The sequence below is a fragment of the uncultured Aquabacterium sp. genome, from assembly GCF_947366995.1.
GTDB lineage: Bacteria > Pseudomonadota > Gammaproteobacteria > Burkholderiales > Burkholderiaceae_C > Aquabacterium.
Genome location: NZ_CANBCC010000037.1, coordinates 1 through 16602, shown reverse-complemented (window position 1 = coordinate 16602; position 16602 = coordinate 1). Strand labels below are relative to the sequence as shown.

Annotated in this window: 18 protein-coding genes and 1 riboswitch; of the genes, 6 read left to right on the top strand and 12 right to left on the bottom strand. The window is 70.4% G+C overall.

Annotated features, from left to right (window positions below; all coding sequences use genetic code 11):
* Positions 1-71: 71 nt before the first annotated feature.
* Positions 72-779, bottom strand: coding sequence for a glutathione binding-like protein (locus Q0Z44_RS10975; RefSeq protein WP_298012595.1), 708 nt, complete (start codon positions 777-779; stop codon positions 72-74).
* An 89-nt stretch (positions 780-868) separates the two neighbouring features.
* Here Q0Z44_RS10975 and Q0Z44_RS10970 point away from each other — a divergent pair, with 89 nt between their 5' ends.
* Positions 869-1120 carry a DUF1653 domain-containing protein gene (locus Q0Z44_RS10970; RefSeq protein ID WP_298012591.1) on the top strand — a complete coding sequence of 84 codons (252 nt, stop codon included), beginning with the start codon at positions 869-871 and terminating at the stop codon, positions 1118-1120.
* A 16-nt stretch (positions 1121-1136) separates the two neighbouring features.
* On the opposite strand, the gene Q0Z44_RS10965 is transcribed toward Q0Z44_RS10970, so the two are convergent.
* The 8 genes from Q0Z44_RS10965 to Q0Z44_RS10930 form a co-directional block, all read right to left on the bottom strand.
* Complete coding sequence (locus Q0Z44_RS10965) at positions 1137-1433, bottom strand: 2Fe-2S iron-sulfur cluster-binding protein (RefSeq protein ID WP_298012587.1); 297 nt, start codon at positions 1431-1433, stop codon at positions 1137-1139.
* Positions 1434-1444: 11 nt separating this feature from the next.
* Positions 1445-1663, bottom strand: coding sequence for a hypothetical protein (locus Q0Z44_RS10960; RefSeq protein WP_298012585.1), 219 nt, complete (start codon positions 1661-1663; stop codon positions 1445-1447).
* 57 nt (positions 1664-1720) lie between these two features.
* Positions 1721-2956 carry a DNA polymerase IV gene (gene dinB, locus Q0Z44_RS10955; protein WP_298012583.1) on the bottom strand — a complete coding sequence of 412 codons (1236 nt, stop codon included), beginning with the start codon at positions 2954-2956 and terminating at the stop codon, positions 1721-1723.
* Positions 2957-2999: 43 nt separating this feature from the next.
* Positions 3000-3296: a flagellar basal body protein gene (locus Q0Z44_RS10950; protein ID WP_298012580.1), complete on the bottom strand. Its 297-nt coding sequence runs from the start codon at positions 3294-3296 to the stop codon at positions 3000-3002.
* 110 nt (positions 3297-3406) lie between these two features.
* The gene (locus tag Q0Z44_RS10945; protein ID WP_298012577.1) at positions 3407-6943 is read right to left on the bottom strand and encodes a DUF748 domain-containing protein; all 3537 of its coding nucleotides are present in this window, start codon (positions 6941-6943) and stop codon (positions 3407-3409) included.
* A gap of 243 nt (positions 6944-7186) precedes the next feature.
* Entirely contained in the window at positions 7187-8095 is a 909-nt protein-coding gene (locus Q0Z44_RS10940; protein WP_298012646.1) for a dioxygenase, read from the bottom strand.
* Between the two features lie 46 nt (positions 8096-8141).
* Complete coding sequence (gene catC / locus Q0Z44_RS10935; RefSeq protein ID WP_109034561.1) at positions 8142-8432, bottom strand: muconolactone Delta-isomerase; 291 nt, start codon at positions 8430-8432, stop codon at positions 8142-8144.
* 30 nt (positions 8433-8462) lie between these two features.
* A complete protein-coding gene (locus tag Q0Z44_RS10930) occupies positions 8463-9632 on the bottom strand; it encodes a muconate/chloromuconate family cycloisomerase (RefSeq protein ID WP_298012575.1) in 1170 nt (389 codons plus the stop codon).
* Between the two features lie 104 nt (positions 9633-9736).
* Between Q0Z44_RS10930 and Q0Z44_RS10925 the strand changes: the two genes are divergently transcribed.
* Positions 9737-10645, top strand: a complete 909-nt coding sequence (locus tag Q0Z44_RS10925) for a LysR family transcriptional regulator (RefSeq protein ID WP_298012573.1) — start codon at positions 9737-9739, stop codon at positions 10643-10645.
* Between the two features lie 9 nt (positions 10646-10654).
* Entirely contained in the window at positions 10655-11047 is a 393-nt protein-coding gene (locus Q0Z44_RS10920) for a VOC family protein (RefSeq protein WP_298012571.1), read from the top strand.
* A 15-nt stretch (positions 11048-11062) separates the two neighbouring features.
* Here Q0Z44_RS10920 and Q0Z44_RS10915 read toward each other — a convergent pair whose 3' ends face one another.
* Both Q0Z44_RS10915 and Q0Z44_RS10910 read right to left on the bottom strand, forming a co-directional pair.
* Entirely contained in the window at positions 11063-11953 is an 891-nt protein-coding gene (locus tag Q0Z44_RS10915; RefSeq protein WP_298012568.1) for a 2-keto-4-pentenoate hydratase, read from the bottom strand.
* Entirely contained in the window at positions 11950-13203 is a 1254-nt protein-coding gene (locus tag Q0Z44_RS10910; protein WP_298012567.1) for an MFS transporter, read from the bottom strand. The genes Q0Z44_RS10915 and Q0Z44_RS10910 overlap by 4 nt, the downstream gene beginning before the upstream one ends.
* A gap of 259 nt (positions 13204-13462) precedes the next feature.
* Here Q0Z44_RS10910 and Q0Z44_RS10905 point away from each other — a divergent pair, with 259 nt between their 5' ends.
* From Q0Z44_RS10905 to Q0Z44_RS10895, 3 genes are all read left to right on the top strand, one after another.
* Positions 13463-14773: a DEAD/DEAH box helicase gene (locus Q0Z44_RS10905; protein ID WP_298012564.1), complete on the top strand. Its 1311-nt coding sequence runs from the start codon at positions 13463-13465 to the stop codon at positions 14771-14773.
* A 137-nt stretch (positions 14774-14910) separates the two neighbouring features.
* Positions 14911-15252 carry a hypothetical protein gene (locus Q0Z44_RS10900; protein ID WP_298012643.1) on the top strand — a complete coding sequence of 114 codons (342 nt, stop codon included), beginning with the start codon at positions 14911-14913 and terminating at the stop codon, positions 15250-15252.
* Positions 15253-15388: 136 nt separating this feature from the next.
* A riboswitch (FMN riboswitch) is annotated at positions 15389-15545 on the top strand.
* A 121-nt stretch (positions 15546-15666) separates the two neighbouring features.
* Entirely contained in the window at positions 15667-16176 is a 510-nt protein-coding gene (locus Q0Z44_RS10895; RefSeq protein ID WP_298012562.1) for a 6,7-dimethyl-8-ribityllumazine synthase, read from the top strand.
* A 51-nt stretch (positions 16177-16227) separates the two neighbouring features.
* On the opposite strand, the gene Q0Z44_RS10890 is transcribed toward Q0Z44_RS10895, so the two are convergent.
* Positions 16228-16602 (bottom strand): GNAT family N-acetyltransferase (locus tag Q0Z44_RS10890; protein WP_298012559.1); only part of this gene is annotated, 375 nt, incomplete at its 5' end.

Here is a 16602-nt window from a genome sequence, read left to right as displayed (position 1 = left end):
GGCGGGCACGGCGGCGCCCCGGCGGACGGGGCAACCCGACATTGTGCCGTGCCTGCGGCGCAGGGCGCCCGTCAGCGGCGGATCGTGGTGGCGTCCTGCCCGAACAGCACCTTGCGGGAGGCCTCGTTCACCGTGGGCGTGCCGGCCGGGTTGACCTCGGCGGCGCGGGCGTAGGCGCGCTGGGTGGCCGGGCGGGCAGCGATAGCGTCGAACCAGCGCTTCAGGTTGGGGAAGTCTTCCAGGCGCTGCTGCTGGCGTTCGTGCGGCACGATCCAGGGGTAGCAGGCCATGTCGGCGATCGAGTAGTGGCCGTTGACGATGAAGTCGCGGTCGGCCAGATGGCGGTCGAGCACGGCATACAGGCGCGCGGTTTCCTTCACGTAGCGCTCGATGGCGTAGGGCAGCTTTTCCGGCGCGTAGGTGCCGAAGTGATGGTTCTGGCCGGCCATGGGGCCGAGCCCGCCCATCTGCCAGAACAGCCACTGCATTGCCTCGTTGCGCCCGCGCAGGTCGGCCGGGATGAACTGGCCGGTCTTGTCCGCCAGGTAGAGCAGGATGGCGCCCGATTCGAACAGGCTCAGCGGGGCCCCGCCGTCGGCCGGCGCCGTGTCGACGATGGCCGGGATGCGGTTGTTGGGCGCAATCTTCAGGAAGTCGGGCTTGAACTGGTCGCCCGCCGCGATGTTGACCGGGATGAGCCGATACGGCAGGCCGGCCTCTTCCAGGAACAGCGTGATCTTGTGGCCGTTGGGCGTGGCCCAGTAGTGAAGGTCGATCATGGTGCAGAACGTGGCAAGGGTGGGATGGGGTCGCGAGGACGATGGGGACCATGATGCCGCCACCCCAAGCCCTGCGGGACAATGAGGGCATGTCTGCTGGTGAACCCCTTCCTCCCCTGCCCTCGCTGCCGACCGGTCGGTACGAGCACTACAAGCGCCTGCCCTACGAGGTGATCGGCGTGGCGCGCCACAGCGAGACGCTGGAACCGCTGGTGGTGTACCGGCCCCTGTATGGCGAGGGCGCGCTGTGGGTGCGGCCGTATGCGATGTTCACCGGCACGGTGGACGTGGATGGACAGACGGTGCCGCGTTTCCGCTACCTGGGGCCGATGGCTGGCTGACCTGCGCCGGGCCGCGTCAGGCGGTGTCTGCGTTCACGGGGCGGGCCTGCGGGGCCCAGACCGTGAGGTCGCTGCGCGGCAGGGCCACGCAGGGCAGCATCGCCCCTTCGTCCTTGTCGTCCGGGCTGAGGCTGGGCCAGTCAATGCGGTAGGCCAGTTCGCCCGCAAGCAGGCGGCACAGGCAGGCGCGGCAGCTGCCGTTGCGGCACGAGCGTGGCAGGTGGACGCCGGCGCGCTGCGCGGCTTCGAGCACCGACTCGGTGGCATCGCACCCGAAGGTGGCGCCAAGCGGCTCGATGCGCACCTGCCACATCGGGGTCCACCTCAGGGTTGCGCGGGGGCCTGCTCCACCGCCGGCACGTCGCCGCTGCCCGTGGCGGCCTTGACCCCAGCGGCCGTCACGTCGACCGCGGTCTCGACCACCGTGGCGCCGACCGACACGGTGGTGGCCACAACGGAGACGGCCGCATCGGCCACGGCCACCACGGCACAGCCGGGCAGGCTGACGCAGGCAAAGGCAAGCAGGGCAAGGCGACGCAGCATGGCACTCCCGGTACGGCAATCAGTGGGTGGATTCAGTCTGCCATTGTCGCCGGGATGTCAGGGCTCGCTGGGGAACAGCGGCAGCGAGGTCGGCAAGGGCGCGGCCTCGGCGGCGGCCGCATCGGCCTCTGTCACCAGGCGGTCGATGCGCACGCCCAGCAGGCGCAGGCGCTGGTCCAGCGGCGCGGTCTTGAGCGCACGGCCGGCCCACAGGCGAATCACCTGCGCGTCGCGCGTGGGCTCGGGCAGGCTGATGGAGCGCGTGACGATGTGGAAGTCGGCATAGCGCAGCTTGACAGCGACGGTGCGGCCGCGGTAGCCCTTGCGCTCGAGGTCGGCGGCCACCTGCTCGCACAGGCGCGTGAACAGCGGCGTGAGCATGGCCCGGTCCTGCCGGGGGTCGAGGTCGCGCTCGAACGTGGTCTCGCGGCTGAGCGACTTGGGCTCGCGCCAGGTGACGACGGGCCGGTCGTCCTGGCCGTGGGCGGCGGCGTGCAGCCAGGCGCCGTAGGTGGCGCCGAAGTGGTCGACCAGCCAGGCCGGCTCGGCGGCCGCCAGCTCGCCGATGGTGTGCACGCCCAGGCGGGCCAGCTTGTCGCTGGCCTTGGGCCCGATGCCGTTGATGCGGCTGGCCGGCAGGGGCCAGATGCGCGCCGGGATGGCCTCGGGCATCAGCAGGGTCAGGCCATCGGGCTTGTCGAGGTCGGAGCAGATCTTGGACAGCAGCTTGTTGGGCGTGACGCCCACGGAACAGGTCAGGCCGGTGGCCTCGTGCACGGCCTGCTTGAGGCGCTGCGCCACGGCCCGCACGCCGCCCAGCGGGTCGCCGTCCACCGTGTCCTGCGCGCCGGGCACGTCGGTGAGGTCGAGATAGATCTCGTCGATGCCGCGGTCTTCCATCACGGGCGCAATGGCGAGGACCGCCTGCTTGAACAGGCGGGAGAAGTGGCGGTAACGGTCGAAGTCGACCGGCAACAGCACGGCCTCGGGCGCCAGCGCGGCCGCCTTCATCAGCCCCATGCCGGAATGCACACCCAGCGCGCGCGCCGGGTAGGTGGCGGTGGTGATGACGCCGCGGCCAGCGTAGTCGCGCAACGTGGCAAAGCGGCGGGTGCCATCCGGCTGGGGTTCGGGCTGATGCCGCCGCCCCCCCCCGATGACGACGGGCAGGCCGCGCAGTTCGGGGTAGCGCAGCAGTTCGACGGACGCGTAGAAGGCGTCCATGTCGAGGTGGGCGATGAAACGGCGCGGCGACGGGGTGTCGGCCAGCGCCTCGGGCGTGGCGTGGGTCATGGGGCGGTGGGCGCCCCGATCGTAGCCGTTCGGCCGGGTGAGGTCAGGCCTTCTCGTCGAGCAGGCCGCCCATCATGCGGTTTTCGGTGCGGATCACACCGAGGGCCGCCATGTACTCGTAGCTCGCGGCCTGCTGGTCGACCAGATCGCGCTCGAGCGCCGCACCCATGGTGTCGGACTGCGTGACGCTGGTGGCCACGCCCGCGGGCTCGAGCGTGCGCTGCAGCGTCTGCTGGCGGCGGAAATCAGGCGTCTCGATGTTGGCGACGTTGTGCGCAGCGGTGTCGAGCCGCAGGCTTGCGGCGTGGATGCCGCTCAGCGCGATGGACGAAGCACCCATGGTGGTTCACCTCCTGCCCGGAATGGTGAGGCCGAACTGCGCCGGCGCCACGGCACAGCCGGATCGCGGCGTGGCCGATTACCGGAAAAGCGGCCGTTTGCCACCGCTTTTCATCGGATGGCAAATTGCACGCGCGTGGCGGGCCCCGTCTCGCCGCGCGGCAGTTCGCCATCGACGCGCGAGGCTGTCAGCATCACGCGTTCGGGCGGCAACTGGGTGGCCAGGAAGGCCTTGACCGCGTCGCCGCGGCGGTCGGCGAGCTCGCGCAATGCGCGGGCATCGACCGGCGCGCTGGCCTTGAGCAGGGCCGTCATCTCGTCGGCCGGCAACGCCTTGGCCAGGCCGACCAGATTGCGGGGCTTCTGGATGTCTGCGGCCTTGTAGGCGGCGGTCAGCCATGTCAGGCGCTCGGACTCGGCCACGGTGACGTCGGCCACCGGCTGACGCGTGGCACGGGCCTTGGCCTCGCGCATCAGGCGCTCGACATGGGCCGCGCGCAGGCCTTCTGTGTCGGCCGCCGGGTCGGCCTGGCCGGTGGCCTCGAGCTTGAGTGCAGGACGGTCGGCCAGCTTGGTGGCCAGCGTGGTGAGGCGCTGGCGGGCGGTTGCGTCCAGCTCGGTGCTGCCGGGCGCAAAGGGCACGAAGCCCAGTTCTTCGCTGCCGCCGCCGGACAGCAGCGAAAACGGCGCCGTCACGGCCTTGGTGATCAGGTTGACGAACACGCGCCAGATGATGCCGCCCACAGAGAACTCCGGCTCATCGAGTGAGCCAGAGATGGGCAGGTTGATGTCGATCTCGCCCTGGCGGTTCTTCAGCAGCGACACCGCCAGGCGCACCGGCAGGCTGGTGGCATCGGGGCTGTCGACCTTGTCCCCGAACGTGAGCTGGTCGAGAAACACCTGGTTCTCGGCCTTGAGCTGCCCGCCATCCACCTGGTAGTGCACGTTCACCGACAGCGTGCCCTTGTCGATGGCGTAGCCGGCATATCGGGCGGCATAGGGTGTCAGGCGCGTGAGTTCGATGCCTTTGGCCGAGCCCTGGATGTCGGTGTAGAGCCGCGGGCCCAGCGGGTGCAGCTTGCCAGTGATGCGCAGTGGCGCGGCGTCGTCGACCGCGCCGGCAATGCGAACCTCGGCCGGTTCGGTGCGCTCGGACGACACGGCCGAGATCGTGCCTTCCACCTGCGTGAGGCGCGCCGAGTAGTTGGGCTGGATGAAGTTGTCGGTGAAGTCGACCCGGCCGTCGGCCAGTTGGATCTGCTGCCAGCGCAGCCGGTGCGCGGGAGCCACTGGCGTGGACGCAGCGGCAGGCATTGGTGCCGAGGCTGCGCTGGACGGCGCCGGCGTGGTGATTGAGCGGGTCGTCTCTTCATCGGGCTGGCGCACGATGTGAGCCAGGTTGAGCCGGCCATCGGGGTTGACGATCACACGACCGTAAAAGCCCTGCAGGCGGATGCGCCCCAGGTCGGCATCGAGCGGCGCGTTGGCGGCCCACCGCACATCCAGATTGTCGAGCGCAAGCGTCTGCCACGTGAGGAAGTCCGCCTCATTGAGGCGATCGAGCACGCGCAGCCCCGTGATGCCGGCGCGACCCTGGTAGCGGGCGCTCAGGCCTTTGCGGGGGTCGTCCTGCAGCTGCAGGCGCCCCGCGGCCTGGGCCTGCGCGCGGGCCAGGCTGACGTTGAGCAACGGATCGAGGTAAGGCCGCACGGCGCCGAACTCGAGGTTGCGCACAGCCACCTGGGCCTGCACCGACAGGGGCTGGGGCCGCACCGTGCCCTTGAAACGCAGCTCACCCTTGCCCTGCGCCCGGGTGTCGAGGTCGACCGCCAGCGGGCTGCGCAGGTCATGCGAGAGCCCCTGCACGGTCAGCGCCAGCCGGCTTGCGTCGAACCGCGCGGCGGGCTCGACGCTTTCGTCGACGAAGCGCAGCTGGCAGCCCTCGCATTGCACGCGCCCCACCGTCCAGCGTGGCGCAGCCGTGGCCGGCGTCGCAGGGGACGTGCGGGCTTTCGACGAGGCGGGCGGGCCACCCAGACCGAGCACCCTGCCCTGCCCATCACGGCGCACGCGCGCATCCAGCCCGGTCAGGGCCACGTTGTCGATCGACACGGTCTGCAACGCACCGCCCTCCACGCGGGCCGCGACGCCGGCGAGCGCCAGCTGCTGCCAGTCGATGCGGTCGTCGACACCGCGGGCCGTGCGCGCAGGCCGGGCCTGGAGGTCGGCCACCTTCAACGCGTCTGCCTGCAGGTCCAGCCCACCCTCGCCATCCCACTGCGCCTTCAGCGCGGTCTTGAGCGACACGACTCCCTTCTGCGGCTGCAGCGGCAAGGTACGCCAGGCGGGCACGTCGGCCAGCGGGGCGGTCCAGTGCGGCAAGGACAGCCCGGCCACGTCGATGCGGGCGCTGGCATGGTGTGCCGCCATCTGGAGGTCGCCTTGCGCCTCGATGCGCGCCCCCGCCGCGTCGTTCAGCGCCAGCTGCCAGGTGGCGGGTGGGCTCGACGGAGCCGCGTTCAACCCGCGGACCTCGAGCTTCACGGCCTGCACCGTGGGCCAGGCCGCGGCGGCCTGCGTCTGCACGGCAAGTTGTGAAGCATCGACCTTCACGGCATCGACCTGCCAGCGCCAACCCGCTTCAGGCGCGGGCGTGGGCGCGACCGGGGTAGCGGCGACCCGTGCACGCGACGCCGCGGGTTCGACTCGCGTCGCCTCGGCCTGCGGATGCACAGCGGCCGTCAGCCCGGACAGCGCAATCTGACCGACGCGCGCCTGCCGCTCCAGCGGACGCAACACCACGCCGGTCACGGCCAGTTCACGCCAGCCGGCTTCCAGCGGCCCCACACCTGGCAACCCGCTGGCCTGCACGGCCAGTGCCCGCACCGTGGCGTGGCCTTCGATCGACACACTGGGTGCGGCCGGAGATGGCTTCGCCTCGAAGCGCACCGTCACCACGGTGGCCAGTTCGCCCGACGGCATCTGCACCTGCCAGCCTGCCGGCAGCAGCGGCCGCGCGGCCTCCAGCCATTGAGGCAGCTTCACGCCCTGCCAGGCCAGCGACACGGTCGAGGTGCGGCTGGCCGAGAAGGGCTGGCTGCGGCCTTCGACGCGCAGCGGGCTGCCATTGACCCGGGCCGACAGCACCGGCTCCACATCCACCGTCACGAAGCTCGGCAGGTTGGAGAGAAAGGGCACGCCCAGCGTGATCTGGTCGATCTGATGCGACTGGTTCAGCACGCGGTCGACATAGCGCACCGCGCCGCCTTCGAGGCGGATGTTGTGCACGGCAAACCGGGTCGGCTCGCCGGTGTCGGCCGCATCGGGTTGCGCGCGCAGGTGGTCGAGCACCGGGCTGAAGTTGAAGCGCTCGGGCGTCTGTCGTTCGATGAAAACCTGCGGGCCGCGCACGGTCACGCGGCGCACCACGGGCGCCAGGCGCCACAACGACTCGGCCGAGATCTGCACCTGGGCCTGCTGCACCCGCAGATACGGTGCATGGGCCGGGCCCACACGGGCGCCATCGACAGTAAGCGTCAGCGTCCACGGCTGCAGGGCCACCGCGTCGAGTGCAACGGGTGTCCCCAAGGCCTCGGTGGCGGCCTGCTCCACACGCGGTTTGATGAAGCCGGGCAGCCAGGCGCCCACGAGCCCCGTCCAGGCCGCAGCCGCAACGCCAAGGCCCAGGGGCCAGCGCCACCAACGGCCCCCGCGGGAACGGGCGGCGGGGGCGGCGGGCGACGGGGGATTCCCGGGCTGGTCCATGCAAAAAACCTCGGCTGACGAAAAGCACATCGCCTCCGACGCCAGGACGGCACGGGGGCGATGGAAATCATACCGCCGGGGTCAGGCCACGGGGATCCTGTCTGTCCCCGTGCCTGCCGGGCTGCATCAGCTCAAAGCGCGAGCCATGCGCGACTTCGGCGCCGACTCGTCTTCGGTGCGTGCGGGCTGCAGCACGAAGTCGAAGCGCACGCGGCCGATGGGGCCCGTCACGCCCAGCGATTCGTACCCTGCAGCCGACACGCCGGACTCCACCTCGACCACCAGGCCGTCGCGGGTCGCAAAGGCAAAGTCGTCGTCGTTGTACGGGTCACCGGAGATGTTGACCTGGGTGGTCAGCAGGCGCTGGCCCGGCGCGGCGACCATGAAGTGCACGTGGGCCGGCCGGTTGCCATGGCGCCCCAGGGCGTCGAACAGTTCCGATGTGGGGCTGTTCGGCGGGATGGCGTAGCCCGGCGGCAGCTTGCTGCGGAAGCGGTAGCGGCCTTCGGCGTCGGTCTCGATGCGGCGACGCAGGTTGTAGGCCGGTTGCGCTGGGTCGAAGTGCGAGTAGCGGCCCTGGTCGTTGGCATGCCAGACATCCACGATGGCGCCGGCCAGCGGCTGCCCCTTGGCGTCGATCACACGGCCTTCCATCACGAAGGTCTGGCCCGCCAGCTCGGCGCCCTCGTCCAGACGGGTCTCGTACTTCGACAGCGGAGCACCGGCCACATACAGCGGGCCTTCGATGGCGCGCGGCGTGCCCTTGGCGATGCCGGCGCGTTCGTCAGCCTCGTCCATGCGGATGTCCAGCAGGCGATCGAAGCCGAGGCCGGCGGTGATCAGACCCATCTGGCCAGTGGCGCCCAGGCGAGCCAACCAGTCGGTGGCGGCCCAGAACTCGTCCGGCTGCACGTCCATCTCGTCGATGGCCTTGAACAGGTCGCCCACGATGCGGGCCGTGAGGGCGCGCACGCGCTCGTTGCCGTCGGCGATGCGGACCGTGTTGACGCGGTCAAGCAGCGCCTGCTTGCTCATTTCGTTCTTGCTCACGTTGTCTCCTTGAGGTGATGGAAAGGACGACTCAGCGGTCGTCATCGTGAATGGACGAGGCATGACGGCACAGGGCCTGCACCTCGATGTCCATGTACGGGAACAGCGGCAGGCGCGACAGCACGTCGTGCAGCGCGGCCGGGCTGTCGACGTCGAAGATGCTGACGTTGGCGTAGCGGCCGGCAATGCGCCACAGGTGGCGCCAGGTGCCATCGCGCTGGAGGCTTTGCGCCATGGCCTTCTCACGGGCCTTGAGTTCGTCGGCCACGTCGGCCGGCATGTCATGCGGCAGGCGCACGGTCATCTGGACATGAAACAGCATCGGGGTCTCCTGGGGATGGGCGAGAGGGGATCAGAGGCCAGCGGCGCCAACAGGGCGCACGCGATCCGGGTCACGGCGGTAGTGCGCCAGCTTGTCGAGGTCGAGCGCCAGGCCCAGGCCCGGGCCGGCCGGCATCTGCAGCGCGAAGTCGCGGTAGACGGGGCGCTGCTGCACGATGTCGTCCTTCAGCAGCAGCGGGCCGAACAGCTCGGTGCCCCAGTACATGGCAGGGCCCGCAGCAAACGCGTGGGCCGATGCGATCGAGCCGATCGTGCCTTCCAGCATGGTGCCGCCATACAGGCCCAGGCCAGCGGCCTCGCCCACCGTGGCGGCCTTCAGCACCGCTGCCAGGCCACCGGCCTTGGCGGTCTTGAGCGCGAGGATGTCGGCCGCACCCAGTTGGGCAATTTCGTAAGCGTCCATCGCGTCGTTGAAGCCCTCGTCGGCCATCAGCGGCACGTCGAAGCGGGCACTCAGGCGGGCCATGGCACGGCGGTTGCGACCGTGGATGGGCTGCTCGACCAGCATGATGCCGAGCTCCTGCATGGCGGCCATGCCTTCCATGGCCTGCGCCTCGTTCCACGCCTGGTTCACGTCAATCGTGAGCTGGATCGCATCACCCAGCCCCTTGCGGATGGCGGCGACGTGGGCCACGTCCTCGGCCACCGGGCGGCGGCCCACCTTGAGCTTGAACACGTTGTGGCGACGCTGTTCGATCAGCGAGAGGCCTTCGTCCACGTCGCGCGCAGCGTCACCGCTGGCCAACGTCCACAGCACCGGCAGACTGGTCTGGGCGGTGCCCCCCAGCAGGGCATGCACGGGCAGGCCCAGGCGGTGGCCCAGCGCGTCCAGCAGGGCCGTTTCCACCGCGCACTTGGCGTGCGAGTTGCCCTGCACCTGCTTGCCCACACGCTGCATCGTAGCCTGCACGGCGGAGGCATCTTCCCCGATCAGCAGCGGCGTGATGTAGCGGTCAATGGCCAGCTTGGCGCTTTCCGGCGACTGCTCGCCGTAGGCGAGGCCACCGATGCTGGTCGTTTCGCCGATGCCGATGGTGCCGTCGCTGCAATGCACCCGCACGATCACGAGGGTCTGACCGTGCATCACCGTCATCGCCAGCTTGTGCGGGCGAATGGTCGGCAGATCGACGAGGATGGCTTCGATGGCCTCGATACGCACTTGAGGAGAGGAAGCAGACATGGGAGGTATGGGGTCGACTGAGGGGGCGTGAGGAAATGATCCTCGTGTACGCTCGGTCCGTCCAATATCGAATGGGTCCAATCCCATACCCCACAGGTATACATATGGAACTGCGTCACCTGCGCTACTTCGATGCCGTGGCCACCGAGCTGAGCTTCAGCCGCGCCGCCGAGAAGCTGCACATCGCCCAGCCGCCGCTGAGCCGGCAGATCCGTCAGCTGGAAGACGAACTCGGGGCCGAGCTGTTCGACCGCTCGGCGCGGCCGCTGGCCCTGACGCCGGCCGGCCGCTACTTCCATACCCAGGTGGTGCAAAGCCTGAACCGCATCCAGGAGGCCGCCCGCGCCACGCGACGCATTGCCGAGGGCCACCAGGGCTGGTTCGGCATCGGCTTCGTGCCGTCGACGCTGTACGGTTTCCTGCCCGAAGTGATCCGCCGCTTCCGCGAGGCGCACCCGCGCGTCGAGGTCGGCCTGAGCGAGCTGACCACCGTGCGCCAGCACGAGGCCTTGAAGGCGGGTCGCATCGACGTCGGCTTCGGCCGGCTGGAACTGGCCGACGTGGCCATCGCCAGCGAAGTGGTGGCACGCGATGCGCTCGTGGCCGCCCTGCCCGCCCGCCACCGGCTGCTGGCCAGCAAGCGCGTGGCCCTGTCCAGGCTGGCTGAAGAGCCGCTGCTGCTCTACCCCGCGCAGACGCGCCCCAGCTATGCCGACCAGATGCTGGCCCACTTCGAGGCCCGTGGCCTGCGCCCACGCATCGTGCAGGAGGCCAACGAGATGCAGACCGCCATCGGCCTGGTGGCCGCCGGCATCGGGGTGACGCTGGTGCCCGCCCCCGTGCAGGCCCTGCAGCGCCAGGATGTGGCCTACCGCCCGTTGCGCGAAGAGGGCGTCGACTCGCCCGTCGTGATGAGCCAGCGCCGGGGGGATGACTCGCCGCTGCTGCAGGCCTTCCGCGCCCTGGTCACCGCCACGCTGGTGCAGGCGATCACCGCACCGCAGGCTCGCTAACATCGGCACATGCAGCTCACCCGCATCCACCATGTCGCCCTGATCTGTGGCGACTACCCGCGCAGCAAGGCCTTCTACACGGAGGTGCTCGGCCTGCGCGTGCTGGCCGAAACCTGGCGGCCCGAACGCCAGTCACACAAACTCGATCTCGCCCTGCCGGACGGCGGGCAGCTCGAGCTGTTCTCGTTTCCCGATCGGCCGCCACGGCCGTCCTATCCCGAAGCCCGGGGCCTGCGCCACCTGGCCTTCTCGGTCGACGACCTCGATGCCGCGGTGGCCCACTTGCAGGCCCACGGGGTCGCGGTCGAGCCCATCCGCGTGGACGAGCTCACCGGGCAGCGCTTCACCTTCTTCGCCGACCCCGACGACCTGCCGCTGGAGCTCTACGAAGCCGCCCGATAGAACGAGCCTGCCAGGTCAATCGAGACCGCCTGTGCGGGCATGCAGGCACACGGACAGGGTGCCCAGCGTGCCGTAGCGCAGCTGCAGCGGCACACCGCACGGCAGGTCGAACGCCCCGGCATACGAACCGGTGATGACCACCTGCCCCGCTCGCAGGCCGGTACCCTGCTGCCGCAGGAACTCGGCCAGCCAGTGCAAGGGGCCGCGCGGCAAGCCATCGGGCATCACGCCGTCACGCACCGCATCCGGCTGCCCTGGCATCTGAATGACGATGGGGAAGCGCACGGCTTCGCGGGCCACCTCGCCGTCGACCCGAGGACCGACGAACAACCCCTGGTTCACCAGCCCGTCGGCCAGCTTGTCTTCAAACGACGGCACGGCCTCGGGCGCGTAGCGCGAATCGATCAGCTCCAGCGCCAGGTGCGTGGCCGCCACGGCCGCGTCGACCTCGGCGGGCGACCAAGGCTCCGCGCGGGGGGCGAGGTCAGTGGCCAGCACGAAGGCGAGTTCGGGCTCGACCCGCACGGCCGGGGCGCCATCGCCCACCCATGGCCACGCCGTGGCCACGGGCGCCGCAGACAGCGGGACCCCTGCCTCTGCCCGGCACACCGTGGGTGCGTAGATGGGCGCCACCACCAGCTTGCCCGGCGCCGGCAAGGCGCACTTCCAGCCGGCCACCGGCCAGCCCAGCACCCGGGCCACCGCTGCCTGCACGGCCAGGGCTTCGGCATCGGTGCGTGGGCGCATGGCATCCGGCAGCAAGGGGCCACGGCGCCCGCCACGGCGGCGTTCGGCCAGCACCACACCCGCCTCGGCCAGGGCGGCCAGGCGGTCGGGGGCCAGCGGGGCTTCGTCGTGCAGCGTCAGATCGGGGTACAGCGGGGCGGGTATCGGGGCGGCGTTCATGCACCCATCGTAGCGCCCGGCTGCCGCGCGACATCGACGTGCCGCAGGCCCCAGGCCGACCACAGCGCCAGCCCCACCAGCACGAGCGTGAAGCCCGCCACCGGCCACCAGCCGCCGTGGCCCCAGAACCACCCACCCACCGAGCCCATGACGCTGGAACCCAGGTAGTACGACAGCAGGTAGAGCGACGACGCATGCCCCTTGCTGCCCACGGCCAGACGGCCCACCCAGCCGCTGGCGACGGCGTGGGCCACGAAGAAGCCGAACGTGAGCCCCACGATGCCCGCCACGACGCCCACCAGCGGTGCCACACAGGTCAGCATCAGACCAGCGCCCATGCACACCATGCCCGACACCATCACCGGCCAGCGACCAAAACGGTCTGCCAGCGCCCCGGCCACCGCCGAAGACACAATGCCGAAAACATAGGCCGTGAAGATCAAGCCGATCTGGGTCTGGTTCAGGCCGTACGGCGGCAGCACCAGCCGGAAGCCGATGTAGTTGTAGACCGTCACGAAGGCCCCCATCAGCAGCCCCGCGATCGCGAACAGGCGCGGCAGGCCGGGCCGGCGCAGGTGGGCCGCCCAGTGCCCCACGTGGTCGGACCAGGCCTGCCCGCGGCGCGGCACGAAATTGCGCGAAGCGGGGAGCAGTGCGGCAAACCCGGCCGCGGCGGCCAGACCGATCACCCCCAGGCAGATCAGCGCTGCGCGCCAGCCCATGAACTCGGTCAGCACGCTGATGCCGATGCGTCCCATCATGCCGCCGAAGGCCGTGCCGCCCACATACAGACCCATGGCCAGGCCCAGACCGGGCGGCTCGATCTCTTCCGCCAGGTAGGCCATGGCCACCGCCGGCACCCCGCCCAGCACGAAGCCCGACACCGCGCGCGCCACCAGCAGCGCATGCCAGTCGGGTACCAGCGCGGCCACGATGTTGAGCGCCGCCGCGGCGCACATCGATGCGCCCATCAGCGGCCGGCGTGCCACGGCCGACGACACCGCGCCGGCCCCGAGGATGGCGAACGCCAGCATGCCGGTCGACAGCGACAGCGCCAGCGAGCTTTCAGCCGGGCTCACGCCAAAGGCCTGCGCAATGGCCGGCAGCAGCGGCTGCACGCCGTACAGCAGCGAGAACGTGGCAAAGCCCGCCAGGAACAGGGCGACGCTGATGCGGCGGTAGGCGGCCGTGCCGCGGCGCGTCCACATGGGCGTGGTCGCCGGGGCGGTGTCGCTGGCAGAGGAAGTCATGAAAGACGGAGGGGACGCAAACCCGGATTGTCGCCAACCCATCCCCGCCAGGCCGGTTCAGGGCCTTGTGGATTGCCACATTTCTGAGCACCCCAACCCGCTTCCCTGGGAGAAACCCGGTTCCCCCCGGCTTGCCAACAAAGTTGTCCACAGGAAATGGGGACAACCGCCCCCGCAGCCGGCACCCGCCGCGTACACTCGCGCCCTTGGGCCCCGCGCCCCCTGCTGCACCCGAATGGCCACCGGCCCCCGCCCCCGCATGTCCTTTGCCGATCTGGCCCTGCCTTCCGCCCTGCTCAATGCCCTGAGCGCCCAGGGCCTGTCCACCCCCACGCCGGTTCAGGTCGAGGCGGTGCCGCCGCTGCTGGCCGGCCGCGACATGCTGGCCCAGGCCCAGACCGGTTCGGGCAAGACCCTGGCCTACGCCCTGCCCCTGCTGGCGCACTGGCTGCAGGCCGAGCGCCGCACCCCGCGCGCCGTGCGCGGCCTGGTGCTGTTGCCCACGCGTGAACTGGCCGACCAGGTGGGCGCCACGCTGGCCGACCTGTGCGCGGACTGGCCCCAGCGGCCCAAGCTCGCTGTCGTGTACGGCGGCGTGTCGATCAACCCCCAGCTGATGCACCTGCGCGGCGGGGCCGACATCGTGATCGCCACGCCGGGCCGCCTGATCGACCTGGTGCAGCACCGCGCCCTGGCGCTGGCCACCGTATCCACGCTGGTGCTGGACGAGGCCGACCGCCTGCTGCAGCTCGGCTTTGCCGACGAGCTGGCCCAGATCCTGGCCTGGCTGCCCGCCCGCCGCCAGACGGCGCTGTTCTCCGCAACTTACCCGGACGAGGTGGCGGGCCTGGCCCAGCACGTGCTGCATCGCCCGGTGCAGGTCACGGTGGCCGATGCGCCCGAGACCCTGCCCGACATCCGCCAGCGCGCGCTGGTGATCGACGCCGAGCAGCGCACCATGCTGCTGCGCCACCTGATCGCCAACGAACACCCGAACGACCGCATGCTGGTCTTCGTGGCCAGCAAGTACGGCGCCGAACTGGTGGCACACAAGCTGGCCCGCAATGGCGTGCACGCGGCAGCCTTCCACGGCGAGTTGAGCCAGGGCACGCGCCGCGCCACGCTCGCGGCGCTCAAGCAGGGCGAGCTGCAGGTGGTGGTGGCCACCGACGTGGCCGCCCGCGGCATCGACATCGCCAGCCTGCCGGTGGTGGTGAACTACGACCTTGCGCGCTCGCCGGCCGACCACATCCACCGCATCGGCCGCACCGGCCGCGCGGGCGAAGCGGGCATCGCCTACAGCTTCGTCCCACCCGAAAGCGAATCGCATTTCCGCCTGATCGAGAAGCGCCAGGGCCTGCGTGTGCCGCGCGAGACCGTGCCTGGCTTCGAACCCCGACCGCGGCCGGCCACGGCACCCGCCGAGAGCGCCACGGCTGAAGGCGCCGATACGTCCCCCGGCACCGGCGGCATCAAGGGCCGGCGCAAGAGCAAGAAGGACAAGCTGCGCGAACAGGCAGCCCAGGCAGCATCCCACGCCGCCCGCGCACCGCGCCGCAAAGCCCTCTGAAAGGCAAGGTCGGGTCTGTCCCGGCCCTGATTCGCGGTCAGCCTTGGCACCATGGTCGCATCGGCCAGGAGCGCGCCATGACCTCTTCCCGTTCAGATCCCCCGCCGCCTTCACTGAGCGGCCGCACCGTCGGCGTGATGGCGGACGACACCGTGCCCGTGCCACTGCCCTTCCGGCAGTTGCTGTATCGCTATTGGTTCTTCGGCTGGCTGTTCCGCGACGTCAACCGGCCCAATCTCTTCGAGCGGGCGGCCGCGTGGCGCCACAACCAGCAGCAGGTGCGCTGGCTGCCCACCTACCTGCGCCGCTGGGCGGTGTATTCGGCCCTGTGCTTCGGCCTCGCCGTGGTGATCGAGCACGGCTTCAGCGCGCAGGTGCTGTCGGCCGTGTTCTACGTGCAGGCCGTGCTGGGCATCACCTACAACGCCGTGACCTCGGTGCTGCTGCTCGGCCTGAAGCTGCTACCCGGGCCGATGTGAGCGCCCGCTGCGGGGCGCGGCAGCGCTTCTGCGCGCGTTGCCCCTCGCACGGCGGGGGACGCTCCGGCGGCGGCGCACACCCTGACACGCTGCCGCCTACAATGATCACCTGCTGCGGCCTTTGATGGCCGGAGCAGAGCGTTCTCAGGGCGGGGCGGAATTCCCCACCGGCGGTAGGAGGCCTTCGGGCCTCGAGCCCGCGAGCGCCTCGCACCGCTTCGGTGGCGCGAGGGTCAGCAGACCTGGTCAGATGCCAGGGCCGACGGTCACAGTCCGGATGAAAGAGAGCGCGATCCCTGCCCTGCTGGACGGGTGCGGGTGCGTGCGCCTTCGCGGCGGCACACACCTGCGCGCGCCTGAAGGGCGGTGTTGTCGTGCGCCCTGATTTCTGGACCCGTTGTCGTTTCACGAGCCATGAATCAGTCTGACCTTCCTTCTGCTTCCCTTCCTGCTGCCGGCGCGCTGCCGCAGCGCCCCCGTGTGGCCCTGATCCAGGCCAGCTGGCACGCCGAGATCGTCGGCCAGGCCCGCGAAGGCTTTCTGGCCGAACTCGCCCGGCTGGGCTGCGCCACCGATGCCGTGCAGGTGTTCACCGTGCCGGGCGCCTTCGAGATCCCGCTGCACGCCAAGAAACTGGCCGCCTCCGGCCGCTTCGACGCCATCGTGGCCACCGGTCTGGTGGTCGACGGCGGCATCTACCGGCACGATTTCGTGGCCACGGCCGTGATCGACGGCCTGATGCGCGTGCAGCTCGACACCGAGGTGCCCGTGTTCTCGGTGGTGCTCACGCCGCACCACTTCCACGAGCACGAGCAGCACCAGCGCTACTTCCACACGCACTTCGTGACCAAGGGCGCCGAAGCCGCCCGGGCCTGCGTGATGACGCTGGCCAGCCTGCAGCAGGTGGCGGCCGTCACGGCCTGATGCACCCGCGGGGGCCCGCCCCATGCTGCCCCCGTGCTCAAACCGCGCCCGTCAGAGGGCGTGCGTCACCAGCTTGAAGTCGGGGTCGTCCGGATAGGACTTGACCGTGAAGCCCAGGCTGCGCATCAGACGCAGCATGCTGTCGTTGTTGGCCAGCACCAGGCCCTGGATCTCGGCCAGCCCGCGCTCGCGGGCCACGTCCATGATGCTTTCCATCAGGCGCGAGCCCAGGCCCTTGCCGCCAAAGTCATCGGCCACCACCAGCGAGAACTCGCAGGTGGTCTGGTCGGGGTTGGTGATGTAGCGCGACACCCCGATCACGCGTTCCCGCTCGGTGATCTCGCCCTGCTCGTCGGCATGGCGCTCCTTGTAGACGGCCACCAGCGCCATCTCGCGGTCGTAGTCAATGAGCGTGAACTTGGCCAG

What these genes read in the sequence shown, in the direction of transcription:
- Q0Z44_RS10920 (WP_298012571.1), top strand. Translation starts at nt 10,655, where the DNA reads ATGCAGCTCACCCGCATCCACCATGTCGCCCTGATCTGTGGCGACTAC.
- Q0Z44_RS10905 (WP_298012564.1), top strand. Translation starts at nt 13,463, where the DNA reads ATGTCCTTTGCCGATCTGGCCCTGCCTTCCGCCCTGCTCAATGCCCTG.
- Q0Z44_RS10970 (WP_298012591.1), top strand. Translation starts at nt 869, where the DNA reads ATGTCTGCTGGTGAACCCCTTCCTCCCCTGCCCTCGCTGCCGACCGGT.
- Q0Z44_RS10965 (WP_298012587.1), bottom strand. Translation starts at nt 1,433, where the DNA reads ATGTGGCAGGTGCGCATCGAGCCGCTTGGCGCCACCTTCGGGTGCGAT.
- Q0Z44_RS10930 (WP_298012575.1), bottom strand. Translation starts at nt 9,632, where the DNA reads ATGTCTGCTTCCTCTCCTCAAGTGCGTATCGAGGCCATCGAAGCCATC.
- Q0Z44_RS10895 (WP_298012562.1), top strand. Translation starts at nt 15,667, where the DNA reads ATGAATCAGTCTGACCTTCCTTCTGCTTCCCTTCCTGCTGCCGGCGCG.
- Q0Z44_RS10900 (WP_298012643.1), top strand. Translation starts at nt 14,911, where the DNA reads ATGGCGGACGACACCGTGCCCGTGCCACTGCCCTTCCGGCAGTTGCTG.
- catC (WP_109034561.1), bottom strand. Translation starts at nt 8,432, where the DNA reads ATGCTGTTTCATGTCCAGATGACCGTGCGCCTGCCGCATGACATGCCG.
- Q0Z44_RS10950 (WP_298012580.1), bottom strand. Translation starts at nt 3,296, where the DNA reads ATGGGTGCTTCGTCCATCGCGCTGAGCGGCATCCACGCCGCAAGCCTG.
- Q0Z44_RS10940 (WP_298012646.1), bottom strand. Translation starts at nt 8,095, where the DNA reads ATGAGCAAGCAGGCGCTGCTTGACCGCGTCAACACGGTCCGCATCGCC.
- Q0Z44_RS10975 (WP_298012595.1), bottom strand. Translation starts at nt 779, where the DNA reads ATGATCGACCTTCACTACTGGGCCACGCCCAACGGCCACAAGATCACG.
- Q0Z44_RS10915 (WP_298012568.1), bottom strand. Translation starts at nt 11,953, where the DNA reads ATGAACGCCGCCCCGATACCCGCCCCGCTGTACCCCGATCTGACGCTG.
- Q0Z44_RS10910 (WP_298012567.1), bottom strand. Translation starts at nt 13,203, where the DNA reads ATGACTTCCTCTGCCAGCGACACCGCCCCGGCGACCACGCCCATGTGG.
- dinB (WP_298012583.1), bottom strand. Translation starts at nt 2,956, where the DNA reads ATGACCCACGCCACGCCCGAGGCGCTGGCCGACACCCCGTCGCCGCGC.
- Q0Z44_RS10960 (WP_298012585.1), bottom strand. Translation starts at nt 1,663, where the DNA reads ATGCTGCGTCGCCTTGCCCTGCTTGCCTTTGCCTGCGTCAGCCTGCCC.
- Q0Z44_RS10925 (WP_298012573.1), top strand. Translation starts at nt 9,737, where the DNA reads ATGGAACTGCGTCACCTGCGCTACTTCGATGCCGTGGCCACCGAGCTG.